Genomic DNA, 12,565 nt, shown 5'->3' on the forward strand with positions numbered 1-12,565 from the left:
CCAGGGCTCTCCTGGTCCGCGTCGCCCGCCGGCAAGGCACCTACCGGCGCGGCGACGGCGTCCCAGTCCCTGAGCTCTGGTCCAGTGTCCGATATGCTCGGGGGGTGTCCGGCCGAGGGGTGTCGGCGGGTGCTGCTCACCGCGCGGGGGAACTGGTTGCCATCGCCCGTGACGACCCGGTACGGCGTCTCCGGCTTGCCGCGCAGTTCTACGACCGGCGCGTCGCGGCCCGGAGTATCCGGCCCTATCGGCGTGCCGAGATGGCCTTCATGCGGTGGCAGATCCAGCGCGGCCTGCTGGCACCCGCCAGCGCCGCGACGCCCGGCAGCCCGTGGTGGCGAGCCGTGAACGAGTCCCTGCTCCGCGACGCGGCCGAGGCGGACCTGCTGTCCAGGGGCGTGCACGGCGAGCCCAGCACGACCGCCGTGCGGCACTGGCTGGCGTTCCTGCGGCGTCCCGCTCCGGAGGCCTGGTACCGCGCGCACAACGCCAGCATCGTGGCCGGCTACCTGGACAACCGCGAGCTCGTCGCGCTCGAGACACCGCTCGAACGGTTCTTCATGGACGTCGCGCTCCTGCGCGTCCTCTACGCGCACAGCCTGCTCACGCGCCCCAGGCTGGCGCTCGGCAGGCTCGCCGTGTTCGGTGCTCTCCTGGGCGACCCACGCCGCCGGGCGGCCGATCTCTTCCTGTCCCTCCAGAACGTCCTTCCCGACAGGTACCCCCTGGAGGGCCTGACGATCGAGGCGGTACTCGCCCGGGAGAACCGCCTGGCCCGCGTCTTCGACTACGGTGTCATCGTCGCCCGCATCGAGCTGCTGTACCGCTACGCCGCCGCCGATCTCGACGAGCCACGGGTGTCCGCCCTCTGCACCGGGCAGTGCCCGGTCTACGCCTGGCCGTACGAGTACTGCCACGTCTGGCAGACCGACCGCTCCCAGCTCGGCATCGCGCTCGTACGCGCGCTGCTCGGCCCGCCGCACTGACCGGCCCGCCGCACTGACCGGCCGGCCTGGTAGGTGTCTGTCGATGAGCCACCTTGTCGACGGTCTGCCGGGAGCCTCACCATGGCTCGTCCCGCTACCGTTCCTCGTGCTGTCCGCGGCGGGGGCGTCCCCGCTCGTCGGGCTGGTCTTCTCCGGTGCGGCCGCGGTCCTGCTCGGCGTGCTCGCGCACGGGCAGCGCCTACCGCTGTGGGCGGTGATCGCGGCCGTCGCGGCTGGCGCGGTCGTCGCGGCCGTCGCGGCCGTGGGATACCGTGCCGCCCGCCGGTCCGGCCGGGTCCGGGGCCGGATCCGTCGGCGTCCGGGGCCGCTGTTCCGGCTCGGCCGGCCTCCGGCCGCCGCCCTTGCGACGCTGGTCACGGCAGGATGGCTGTTCGGCGGGGTCACCTGGGACGTGGTGGCCCGCGAAGGCCTCGCCGCCGACGACGCCCGGCTGCTGCACGGCGTCACCGCCCGGCGCGGCCCCGGGCTGACATCATGGGCCAGGGTGGTCACCGGTCTCGGTAGCGGACCGGTCGTCTACGGCCTGCTGGTCGTGGTGGGCGTGCTGTGGTGGCGGCGGACCGGCCGCTGGACGCCGCCCGTCGCCGCCGTCGCCGTGCTCGCGGCCGGTCAGCTGGTACGCCTGATGGTCAACCGGTCGGTCGCCCGCCCGCGGCCGCCGGCGGCGCTGTGGCTGGCCCACCCGCACGGCTACGCCTACCCGTCCGGGCACACCGCCACCGCGACCATCGGCTACGGCCTGGCCGCCGCACTGATCATCAGCCTCCTGCCGGCGGGAAAGGCCATTCTCGCCGCTCCGGTCGCCGCGGCCGTCCTGATCACGACCGGGGTCGGGGTGTCGCGGGTCTACCTCGGGGTGCACTGGCCCACCGACGTCGTCGGCGGCTGGGCGTTCGGTGCGGCCTGGCTCGCGCTGGCGGCCTCGGCCGTCGTCCTTGACCGGCGGCGTCGCAACCGGCGGCAGCCGACACGCCCGCGGCCGGCGCGTGCGCCGTGAAAACCCCCGTCCGCCAGGAAAAGAGCTCGCCCGCCAGGAACAACCTCGTCGTAGCCCTCGAGCGCCTCGCCTTGACGTCCTCCCCCGCGTTACGACTCCGTTGCCCAATGCGGGCGGTGTCGATCAGCAGCGGGGTGAACCGCTGTATCCACCGGTAGACGGTCACGTGATCGACGACCAGGCCGCGTTCGGCCAGGAGTTCCTCGACGTCCCGGTACGACAGCGCGTAGCGGAGGTACCAGCGGACCGACAGCACGATCACTGCCGGTGGGGGCCGGAACCCGTGAACTCCGAGGCGGGGATCAGCGAACGGGCAGGGCGTCGACGCATCCGTCCGCCTTACCTGATCAAGAGCCCAGCGAACACAACAGACAGTGAGGATGTATGTGAACCCTGCGCCATTGGTTCCAGTCGGAGACGCGGCCCCCATCTCAGACGGATGCAGGCGAGGATACCCAATACGGATGAAACGGATTTATTTATCCTTCCGTCGTGATCACCGTCCGATCGTGTCGAGATCGGAGTCCAGGCGGGACCAGGTCCGGGTGCCGACCACCCCGTCGGCCGTCAGCCCACGCTGTCCCTGGTAGTGCACCACGCCCTCATGCGTCGCCGGCCCGAAATCGCCGTCCGGGGCCAGCCTGGACGGGTGGCCCCCCTCCCATCCCAACACGATATTCAAGGCGTTCTGGAGGGTCTGCACGGGAGCTCCCCGGTCAGGGAAGGTGCCGGTGCGGTGCGAGTCCTGGTCGCCCCGGTGGAGGGTCGGGTATCCGGCGAAACGATTGCCGGGCTGCGGCGTGGTCGGGTACCACTCGCTGTAGTCCACGCCTCCGGCGGCCTTCCCGACGCCTGGCACCGTGGCCGTGGCCGTGAACTGCCACGCCACCAGCGTCTCTTTGTCCCACCCGTGGGGGAGCATACTGTCCCGCCACGTATTGGTATACGAGGGCAGCCACAGCGGTACCCCGAAGTAGGATACTCTCCCCTCCTGGAGGAAAAATTTGCCGGAGTACAGCCATTTCTCGCCGGGCATATGGTCTATCTTGCCGAGGAAGTCGCGGGCGAGGTCGCCACGTCGACGCGCCGGGATCGCGGCCTGTTCCAGGTCGAGGATAAGGATGTCGTCGGGGTGGTAGTTTCGGTTCACCACGTTCAGAAAATGTGCCGCCTGGTCCGCAGCGTCCCATGTGGTGGCGAAATGGTAGTGGCCGACGCGTAGCCCGGTGTGGCGAGCGTCCTTAACCCACCCCTCCCACCGCTCATTGGTATACGTGGCCCCTTCCGTCGCCTTGATGACGATTAGCTCGTGTCCGGCGTCCTTGTAGACGTCGGCGTCGAAAGACGCGTTGTATATGGAGATATCAGCAAAACGCGACATGTCGCATGCACTCCTTAGATACCTATCCGACTATTCGGCTCCTCTGCAGAGGTCTCCGCACGATTATTCCCAGATTGCGTCCACATATCGCATCGCAGGGCGGCTCGCTGCCGAAGAAGACCGACAAGGATCAACAGGAAGCGATCTTGCTATTGCCGAAACCGCGTTTCCTCACAACGAAACACCCCCTGAGTGGATATTTACGTGGTTTCGGTGGGATGAATCGTTTATGCCGGCCGTAGCTTTTACGGCTTTCGCGTGGTAAAGGCGGATTCGTGCACTCCATGGTCTTGAGCGCGAGGGTCGTCAAGGGCGGAGATGCGGCCGGCTGTCTGTCTGGTTTACCGATGCGGTGAAAGCCCCTCTCCTGCCAGGGTGAGGCAGTTCCCGGCCCGCTGGTTTACCGCCGCCCCGGCCAGGGAGAAACCTCCGTCATGAGCCCACGGAAAATCAACCGCACTGGTGTTCCCTGGCGATACCTGCCCCATGGCTTCCCGGCGCACGCCACCGCGTCTCCCTCCTACGCCGCCTGGCGCGACGAGGGCATCCTCACCCGGCTCGGCCACACCCTCACCCGCCGGGGTAAGGGCGAGCAGTCCCTTGTCAGGACGGGAGCCGGCCTCGGGCGACGAGTTCTCGTACCAGCGGACGCAGCGCGGCAGGTACCTGCAGCTCGTTGAGGACCGCTGAGCGCCGCCGGCCGGCGGCGTCGGTCACGGTGAACCGGTACTGGTAGAGGTCGGCCCCCTGGGGGGGCGTTGCCGGCTGATCCCAGCCGAGGGTGTCCAGCGCGGCTTCGGCCTGCCCGGCCTGCTCCGGGTCGAGTTCGCTGGTGTCGAGGACAGCATGCAGAACCAGACCGGCGAAGCCGCCGCTACGTTCGAACTCCACACGCACCCTTCGATGATGCCCCGGGTGAGAGCCCCTGTCAGGCCAGGTCGGGTCGCGGACCCCCGTGTTGTTAGTTCAGCGGAACCTTCACCGCGTCCCAGCCGTCCCGTACCGCCTGGGCTTCGTCGCTGGTCGGACCGTATATCTGCTGTGCCTGACGGAGGGTGATCCGAGCGAACGTACGGAACTCGGGAGAGGGATGGGCGAGCTCGGGGTCCCGCAGCGTGGCATACCAGATGGCGCCCGGCGCTTCCCAGGCGAAACCGCCGAGGGTATCGGCGACGATGTAGAAGGCCCGGTTCGGGATGCCGGAGTTGGTGTGCACGCCGCCGTCGCCCGAGGCCGTGTGGACATAATGGTTCATGTCGGCTGGCTGGTCGTCGTGCCGGTTGGCGGTACCGGGTGCCTTCAGCGACCGCAGTGCCGGCCCGAGCGCGGGGCCGACAATGTCCGTGCCGATCAGCCAGTCGGCATCGGAGGCCTTCTGGCTCAACCGGTACTGCTTGACCAGACTACCCATGACATCGGAGATGGACTCGTTGAGCGCGCCGGACTGACCACTGTAGACCAGGTTTGCCTCGTGCTGGGTGACCCCGTGGGTGAGTTCGTGGGCGATTACGTCGAGCCCCGCCGTCGTGCGGGTGAGCTGCTGGCCGTCCCCGTCACCGAAGAACATGCGGCCGGCATCCCAGATGGCGTTGGCGTAGTTTTCCCCATAATGGACTCCGCCGAGCAGCGGCTGCCCCTGGCCGTCGATGGAGTCGCGGTCGAAGATCCGCCAGTAGAAGTCGTACGTCGCGCCGAAGCCGTCGTACGCTTCGTCGACCGCCGGGTCACCGGTCGCCGGTTGTCCTTCGCTCCGTACCGGGGTACCCGGCGTCTGGATTTCCTGATGATGCTGGTCGTAGATGGTGCGCTGTGGCCGGCCGCCCTGCCGGCCGAACGTGGTCGGGCGGGCCTCCCGCCCCCCGGAACGGGCGGCCGTCTCGGCGCGGGCCAGCCGGAACGAGTGGTCCAACTGCAGGGTGCGTAGCGCTGCCGCCCGCTCTTCCTCGGTCTCGCCCTCGCGGACGATCCGAGCCAGCAGGTCGGGTGGGACGATGCAGTGCAACGGCCGGTGCGGCATCGTTCCCGGACGGTACATGACCATGAGAGCCCCTTCCTTCGCTTCCCTTTCGAGCGAGTCGCTCCCCGGTGTACCCATCTACGTAACTAAACGAACACAGAAGGGTGTAGATCTTCCTGAGTGAGGTCGTTGACTGGATGATCCCGGACTGCTGGCCGTGGGTTGATCGCGAAAGGGCTCCTTGTCGCTGTGTTCGCGGGTGTCGAGTCCTGAACGTGTCGCGAGCAAGGAGCCTGGGTGTCAGGGTATGGGGGTTCGCCGGAGGCGGTGCCGGCGGGTGCGTTCGAGCGGTCGGAGGAGCGGTTCGACCGGCTGCGGGTGGGGCTGTCGGGGGCGGGGACCGCCGGCCTGACCCATGCCGATCTTGAGGTGTGGCTGGCGGGGCGGGCGCGGGAACTGACCCGGGCGCTGTTACAGGATCATCTGGATCTGCGGGCTGTGCGGGAGCGGCGGCTGGCCGTGGCGCCGGTGGGGGCGGACGGGGTGGTGCGTACGCGGGTGGAGAAGGCCCATGGCCGGGGGCTTTCGACGGTGTTCGGGCTGGTCAGGGTGTCACGGCTGGCCTACCGAGCGCCGGGGCGGCCAACCTGCATCCGGCCGACGCCGGGCCGAACCTGCCGGATGGGCTGTACTGGCACGGGCTGGCCCGGCTGGTGGCGCTGGAGGCGGCCCGCGGCTCGTTCGACGACGCGGTGGCGGCGGTGGAGCGGGCGACCGGGGTGCGGGTCGGCAAGCGGCAGCTGGTTGAGCTGGCCCGGGCCGGCGCCGCCGACGTCGGCGCCTTCTGCGCCCAGGACCGGCCCGGGGCCGCGGAGCAGGATCGGCTGCTGGTGCTGCAGTTCGATGGCAAGGGCATCGTGATGCGGCCCGAGGGGCTGCGCCCGGCCACCGCGAAGGCCGCGGCGGCGGGGCGGAAGCTGGCGACGAGGCTGTCGCCCGGGGAGAAACAGGGCCGGAGGCGACGGGGAAGTGGCTGGCCTGCTCGGTCGTCGACGACCTCGCCACCGTCGTCGCGCAGGGCTTTGACGAGGCCGAGCGGCGCGCTCCGCACCATGTGCGGACCTGGGTCGTGCTCGTCGACGGCAACAACTCCCAGCTCGACGCCGTCACCGCCGAGGCCGCCCGCCACGGCGTCACCGTCCACATCCTGATCGATTTCATCCCCGTGCTGGAGTACCTGTGGAAGGCCGGCTGGTCGTTCTTCGCCACCGGCGACCCCGACGCCGAGAAGTGGGTCACCGACCGAGCCCGGCTCGTCCTGGAGGGGAAGGCCCGCCAGGTCGCCACCGGGATCCGCCGCCGCGCCACCTCCAACAACTACGACGAGAAGGAACGCAGAGGCGCCGACACCGCCGCCGACTACCTCGACGCCAAGGCCGATCACCTCGACTACGCCGCCGCGCTGGCCAGCGGCTGGCCGATCGCCACCGGCGTCATCGAGGGCGCCTGCCGCCATCTCGTCAAGGACCGCATGGACATCACGGGCGCCCGCTGGGGACTCGACGGCGCCGAAGCCATCGTCACCCTCCGCACACTGATCGCCAACGGCGACTTCGGCGACTACTGGCACTTCCACCTTCTCCAGGAGAAACACCGCAACCACGACAGCCAGTACGCGAGCAGCCGCACACCACCCTGATCAAGTCACTTCAACAGAACTGCACCCAACGCCGATCCCTGCGGATCGGCTTTCCCTGCCCCGCTCCGCGGGGGACCGGATTCCTCCCCGGCCTGAAGGCCGGGGCATCCTCCGGAGCCTTCGGTGACAGTTCTCAGCTCGATGACCAGAGGCTGGCGATGGGGACGGCGAGGACGTGTTCGGTCAGTTGGAAGACCCGCGGGCCGGTGTGGACGAGGAGCACGGCGGCAGGTTTCGGGCCGAGCCGTTCCCACAGCCACTCGAGGTGACGGGCGTCCGCGGGTGAGGGAGCCGCGGACGCCTTGACCTCGATCGCGATGACGTGACCGTCGCGCGTCTCGATGATCAGGTCGATCTCGCGACGGCCGTTGGCGCCGCGCAGGTGGAACATGTCGGCGCCGACGACGCTGAGGGCGCACTCGGCGCGCAGTTGCGTGGCGACGAGTGTGTCGAGGACACGTCCCAGGAGGTCACCGTCACAAAGCGCACGGCGGTGGTCGATACGCAGCAGCGGGCCGAGGAGACCGGGATCGATGAGGTAGCGCTTGGGCAGTCGGACGGCGCGGTCCATGCGGCTGCCCGCCCAGGCCGGGACCCGGTCGGTGACCATAAGAGTGCCAAGAAGATCATCTTGGCCGACCGCGGTCTCCCGGTCGATGCCGGCGGCGTCGTAGAGCAGCTTGTGAGTCGGCACGCCGGCGGTGTTCGCGGCTATCGCCCGGAGATATCTCCGCATGCGCAGGGGATCTCTCGCGACACCGAGCGACGGCGCTTCCCGCGTCGCCAGATGGTCGACGTATCCGGTCAACCAGCGGTCGCGGGCTCGTTCGGTCGGGGCCCGCAGCGCTTCGGGCCAGCCGCTGGTAAGTGCCTCCGCCAGGTAGCCGTGCAGGTCCCAGCCGGCGGCGGGGCCGGCGAGGGCGTCCGCGCCACCGCTGACGATCCGATCGACCAGGGATGGCGAGGCCGGGTCGCCGTGGCGTTCCCGGCCGACGAGCGGATACATGGCCAGTCGGACGATCCGGCCGGTCGCGGGCCAGCCCGAGGCGGTGAGGTCCGCCTGTGAGGAACCGGTCAGCACGAATCGTCCCGGACGCGGATCGTCGTCGACCAGGCGGGGGCCGTGGGCCAGGCGGGCCGCAGGCGGGCTGCGGGCACACCGCCGGCCGCCGCCGGCGCGGATCGTGACATTCTTCTTCCCATGAGGCACGGGGGAAGAGAAGCCTGACATGGCGGGATCCGGCGACGGTCGTGACTGCGACTTCTTCATCAGCCATACCGGCGCGGACGCCGCCTGGGCGGCATGGATCGCCTGGCAGCTCGAGGCACGGGTGCGGATCGACGGGCGGCCCGCGCGCGCGTTCTTACAGGCGTGGGACATCGTCGCCGGCACGAGCCGGGTGGCCAGTATGCATCGCACGCTGCCGGCGTCGGCCCGGGTGGTAGCCATCCTCTCCCCCACCTACCTGGACGAATCCGAGTACGGCAACGCCGAGTGGCAGACGCTCTGGCCGAACGACCCACAGGGACGCGCGCGCCGGATCGTCCCCGTGCGGGTCGCGGAGTGCCAGCCGGACGGGCTGCTGCGGTCGATCACCTACATCGACCTGGTGGGCCTCGGCGAAACGGCCGCCACCGACGCGCTGCTGACGGGAATCACCGGCTCCATCGAGGGCCGGGCTAAACCCACCGCCGCCCCGCTCTTCCCCGGCCCAGCCGGCCCGCCCGCGTTCCCCGGCCCAGCTGGCACCGGGCCAGCCGGCACCAGGCCAGCCAGCACCGGGCCAGCCAGCACCGGGCCAAGCAACGTTGAGCAGGCCGTCACGGTACTGCACATCTCCGACACCCAGTTCGGGGCGAACCATGTGTTCGGCAGGACCGGGCTGACCGAGGCCGACCGGGCCCGCTCGTCGCTGTTCGGACGCCTGCACGACGACCTGCGGGAGCGGGCCGTGACCGAGGGGCTGCGCCCCGACCTCGTCGTGGTCACCGGCGACCTGGCCGAGACCGGCACCGAGGCCGAGTTCGACCAGGTGTACGACTTCCTCGTCGCGCTGGCGGACAGCCTGGGGCTCGACCGCGGCCGGTTCGCGCTCGTCCCCGGCAACCACGACGTCAACTGGCTGCTCTGCCAGTCCTCTTTCCTGCGCGAGCAGGCGTACGGACGACGGCCGGAACCGCCGTACTGGCCGAAGTGGGAGTTCTTCGCCGACCTGCTCCGGCGGTTCTACGGGGACGACGCGACGACCGGGTTCCAGGTCAACGCCGAGTGGTCGCTGTTCGAGATCCCCGTCCACGGCCGCGGGGTCGTCGTGGCCGGGCTGAACTCGACGATGGCCGAGACGCACGAGGAGCACTACGGCTGGCTCGGCGAGCGCCAGCTCCGCGCGGTCGCCGAGGCGCTGCGCCGCTACGAGCGCGACGGCTGGCTGCGGATCGGCGCGAGGTGCACCACAACCCGGTCCGCGGCGCGGCCTCGGACGACGAGAACCTGCGCGACGCCGACGACCTGGACAGGATCCTCGGGCCCCACCTGAACCTGCTCCTGCACGGTCACACCCACGACGGCCGGGCCGGCTCGCTGCCGGTCTCCGGGCTGCCGGTGGTGTCCACGGGCAGCGCGGCGGCCGCCGCGTCCGCCCGGCCGTCCGAGGTGGCGAACCAGTACCAGCTGATCCGCATCGACCGGGCCGGGTTCACCCGGTACGCCCGCCGCTACGAGCCGGACCAGCGACGCTGGACGGGCGACCCGCGGATCGACCCGGCCGGCGGCTCCTGGTCGGTGCGCACCCGGCACGAGTTCCGGTCCGTGCACGCGGCGTTCCCGCGCCCGGCGGGGGATGGCGGTGGGGAGAGCGAGCCAGGACGGTACCGCTCCGGCTGGCGCCGGGACGGCCGCTTCCCGGACGGGAGATCTCCCGACGGGCCCTTCCTGGACGACGACGGCCCGTCCGGCGAGCGGCGCTACGGCGAGCCGGCCGGGCCGCGGCCACCCGACCTGCTGGACGAGATCGCCGAGGTGGCCCGCCTGCGCCATCCGGACGCGAGGGTCGATCGGGTCGAGAAGGCGGCGGGAGACGGCGGGCCGCCCGCCCATCTGCGGCTGTGGCGCGCCGAGGGGCGCATCGCCGAGCACCGGATCGTCGGCCTGCTCGACGGCGACGCGGACGCGGCCGGGGTCGACGAGTTCGCGCGGACCGTCCGGCACGGCTACCTGGCCGCCCACCCGGGCGTGTTCACCGACCTCGTCTACACCGGGGCGCAGGCCGCGCCGGGCCTGGTCGCCCACGCCGAGCGGCTCGGCATGACGCTGCTGAGTAGGCCCGAATACCAGGGTGTGCTGGACCTGCGCGACTACGTCCGCCGGCAGACCGTCCGGCTGCGTACCGACGTGAACTACCCGCCCGAGCTGTACGTGCCGCAGCGCATCCGCCGTGTCGGCCGCACGCCCGACACTGTGCCGGGCACAGTGCCCGACACAGTGCCCGGCACCGCCCTCGACCAGATCATCGAGTGGCTGACCACGGACGAGGCCCGGTTCGTCCTCGTGCTCGGCGAGCCCGGGTACGGCAAGACCTTCCTCACCCACGAGCTCGCCCTGAAGCTGCCCGGCCACCTGCCGCACGTGGACCCGATGCTGATCGAGCTGGGCAGGCTGGAGAAGTCGCTGGAGCTCGACCAGCTCGTCGCCCAGCATCTGGTGGAGTCGGCGGTCCGCCGGCCGGACCTGGACGCCTTCCGCTACATGCTGGGCCGGGGCCGGCTGGTGCTGATCTGCGACGGCTTCGACGAGCTCGCCGCCCGCGTCACCTACGAACGCGCGGTGGAGGACCTGGACGCCCTGCTGGACGCCCTCGACGGCCGGGCCGGCCCCGATACCCCGGCGGCCGCCGGCCAGGCGAAGATCCTCGTGACGAGCCGGGCCGAGTTCTTCCTGACCGACGACGAGGTGCTGAAGAAGACCGGGGAGAAGGTCGCGCGCACGTTCGGCCGGTACATCGTCCGGTTGACCGAGTTCACCTCCGGGCAGATCCATGATTTCCTGGTCGGGCGTTACGACCGGGCGCTGTCCCAGAAGCTGCCCGATCCCGGCTCCCGCCGTGCCGAGGCGCGGCGGCTGGCGGCGGACCGCCTGGCCCTGATCGAGGAGGTGCGGGACCTCCCCGATCTGGCGCACAACCCGCGGCTGCTGTCGTTCATCGCCGACCTGGACGAGGACCGGCTGCGCCGGGCGCGCCGGCTCCCCGCTGGCACCGCTACCGGCGAGGTCACCGGTGAGGCCGGCGCCGGCGGTCCCGGCGCTGCCAGCGGCGCCAGCGCCGGGACCGCCGGTCCGGCCAAGGAGCCGGCAGAGGGCCCGGACGGCGCATCCGGCACGGTGACCGCCGCCGACCTGTACCGGGAGCTGATCGGCCAGTGGCTGGCCTACGAGCACACCCGGTCACGGGAGCTGACGGTCGACGAACGGGGGGCCGCCGTCACCGAACTCGCCGTCACGCTGTGGCGGGACGGCGCGGCCTTCGTCGGCGTGGCCAGGCTGACCGAGATCGCCGGCCACGTGCTCCGGTCGATGCGCGACCCACGCAGCCGCACCGCGGACGAGACCGCCCACCTGCTCGGTTCCGGCACCGCGCTGCGCCGCGACGCCGACGGCCGGTTCGCCTTCATCCACCAGTCGGTGATGGAGTACCTGGTCGCGGCCGAGATCGCCCGTGTGCTCACGGCGCCGGCCGGCCGCGGTGGCCATGCCGGCGATCTGCTCGCGGCGCAGAAGATGTCGGAGCTGATGGCCGACTTCTTCACCGACCTGGCCGGCCGGGACGCGGCGGCCCGCTGGGCGCAGAACACCGTCACCGATGCGGCGGCGCCCGCGGTGGCGAAGGCGAACGCGGAGCTGGTCGCGCGGCGGCTGGGTGTCCGGCTGCGGACGGGGGCGGACCTGGCCGGTGCCGACCTCGCGGGCGAGGACCTGTCCGGCCAGGACCTGCGCGATGCCGACCTGCGGCGGGCGAACCTGACCGACGCCCGGCTCGACCGCGCCGACCTGCGCGGCGCCGACCTGCGGGCGGCGGTGCTCGCCGGCGCCTCCCTGAAGGGCACCAGGCTCGACGGCGCGGACCTGTCCGAGGCGAGGCTGACCGGGGCGACGCTGAGTGATGTCGCGGCGGAGGGGGTGGTGGCCCATGAGGTGGACCTCGACGGCGCCCGGATCTCCGGCGGAGTCCTGCGCGCGGCCGACCTGACCGGCGCGTCGATGCGGCAGGCGCGGGTGACCGGGGCCGAGCTCACCGGGGTGGACCTGACCGGCGCCGACCTCAGCGGCACCCGCTTCGTCGACACGGATCTCACCGGGGCGACACTGACAGGCAGCAACTGGTCACGGGCCGCCTTTCTCGGCGGCCGGCTCGGCCCCGCCGTGGACGCGCCCGAACTGGCCACGGCAGCGCTCGCCGGGCGAGACCGGGCGCAGGTGATGCCACGGCCAGCGGCATCGCCCCAGTACGCGGTGGCGTTCTCCCCCGAC

General features: G+C 71.1%; 8 protein-coding genes and 3 pseudogenes. 6 read left to right on the plus strand and 5 right to left on the minus strand.

Features of this window, described 5'->3' with window-relative positions; all coding sequences use genetic code 11:
- Together NBW84_RS08935 and NBW84_RS08940 are read left to right on the plus strand one after the other, a co-directional pair.
- Positions 1–986, plus strand: a 986-nt coding sequence (locus tag NBW84_RS08935; protein ID WP_445548671.1) for a hypothetical protein, incomplete at its 5' end; no start/stop codon positions are given.
- Between the two features lie 43 nt (positions 987–1,029).
- Positions 1,030–2,004: a phosphatase PAP2 family protein gene (locus NBW84_RS08940; RefSeq protein WP_250283533.1), complete on the plus strand. Its 975-nt coding sequence runs from the start codon at positions 1,030–1,032 to the stop codon at positions 2,002–2,004.
- Between the two features lie 109 nt (positions 2,005–2,113).
- On the opposite strand, the pseudogene NBW84_RS08945 reads toward NBW84_RS08940, so the two are convergent.
- Positions 2,114–2,266 (minus strand): annotated as a pseudogene (locus tag NBW84_RS08945) (IS6 family transposase); the annotation flags it as partial.
- A 234-nt stretch (positions 2,267–2,500) separates the two neighbouring features.
- Positions 2,501–3,385 carry a GH25 family lysozyme gene (locus NBW84_RS08950; RefSeq protein ID WP_250283535.1) on the minus strand — a complete coding sequence of 295 codons (885 nt, stop codon included), beginning with the start codon at positions 3,383–3,385 and terminating at the stop codon, positions 2,501–2,503.
- Positions 3,386–3,834: 449 nt separating this feature from the next.
- On the opposite strand from NBW84_RS08950, the pseudogene NBW84_RS08955 reads away from it, so the two are divergent.
- Positions 3,835–3,960: pseudogene (locus tag NBW84_RS08955) on the plus strand (IS5/IS1182 family transposase); the annotation flags it as partial.
- Positions 3,961–3,988: 28 nt separating this feature from the next.
- Here the strand turns inward: NBW84_RS08955 and NBW84_RS08960 are convergent.
- Both NBW84_RS08960 and NBW84_RS08965 read right to left on the minus strand, forming a co-directional pair.
- Positions 3,989–4,282 (minus strand): protealysin inhibitor emfourin, encoded by a 294-nt coding sequence (locus NBW84_RS08960; protein ID WP_250283537.1) that lies wholly within the window; start codon positions 4,280–4,282, stop codon positions 3,989–3,991.
- Positions 4,283–4,346: 64 nt separating this feature from the next.
- Positions 4,347–5,426 (minus strand): M4 family metallopeptidase, encoded by a 1,080-nt coding sequence (locus NBW84_RS08965; RefSeq protein ID WP_250283541.1) that lies wholly within the window; start codon positions 5,424–5,426, stop codon positions 4,347–4,349.
- Positions 5,427–5,669: 243 nt separating this feature from the next.
- Between NBW84_RS08965 and NBW84_RS08970 the strand changes: the two are divergent.
- A pseudogene (locus NBW84_RS08970) lies at positions 5,670–7,041 on the plus strand (ISKra4 family transposase).
- 133 nt (positions 7,042–7,174) lie between these two features.
- On the opposite strand, the gene NBW84_RS08975 reads toward NBW84_RS08970, so the two are convergent.
- Positions 7,175–8,272: a DUF4143 domain-containing protein gene (locus tag NBW84_RS08975; RefSeq protein WP_250283542.1), complete on the minus strand. Its 1,098-nt coding sequence runs from the start codon at positions 8,270–8,272 to the stop codon at positions 7,175–7,177.
- On the opposite strand from NBW84_RS08975, the gene NBW84_RS08980 reads away from it, so the two are divergent.
- Complete coding sequence (locus tag NBW84_RS08980) at positions 8,271–9,578, plus strand: TIR domain-containing protein (protein ID WP_250283544.1); 1,308 nt, start codon at positions 8,271–8,273, stop codon at positions 9,576–9,578. The two genes, NBW84_RS08975 and NBW84_RS08980, sit on opposite strands and share 2 nt — an antisense overlap.
- The coding region (locus NBW84_RS08985; protein WP_250283546.1) for a pentapeptide repeat-containing protein at positions 9,488–12,565 on the plus strand (3,078 nt) is incomplete at its 3' end. The genes NBW84_RS08980 and NBW84_RS08985, both read left to right, overlap by 91 nt.

The sequence above is a fragment of the Protofrankia sp. CiP1_Cm_nod2 genome, assembly GCF_920664355.1.
Lineage (GTDB): Bacteria > Actinomycetota > Actinomycetes > Frankiales > Frankiaceae > Protofrankia.

Bases quoted from the DNA above. Each gene is read 5' to 3' on its own strand.
- NBW84_RS08940 (WP_250283533.1), top strand. From the start codon at position 1,030: ATGAGCCACCTTGTCGACGGTCTGCCGGGAGCCTCACCATGGCTCGTC.
- NBW84_RS08980 (WP_250283544.1), top strand. From the start codon at position 8,271: ATGGCGGGATCCGGCGACGGTCGTGACTGCGACTTCTTCATCAGCCAT.
- NBW84_RS08965 (WP_250283541.1), bottom strand. From the start codon at position 5,426: ATGGTCATGTACCGTCCGGGAACGATGCCGCACCGGCCGTTGCACTGC.
- NBW84_RS08975 (WP_250283542.1), bottom strand. From the start codon at position 8,272: ATGTCAGGCTTCTCTTCCCCCGTGCCTCATGGGAAGAAGAATGTCACG.
- NBW84_RS08950 (WP_250283535.1), bottom strand. From the start codon at position 3,385: ATGTCGCGTTTTGCTGATATCTCCATATACAACGCGTCTTTCGACGCC.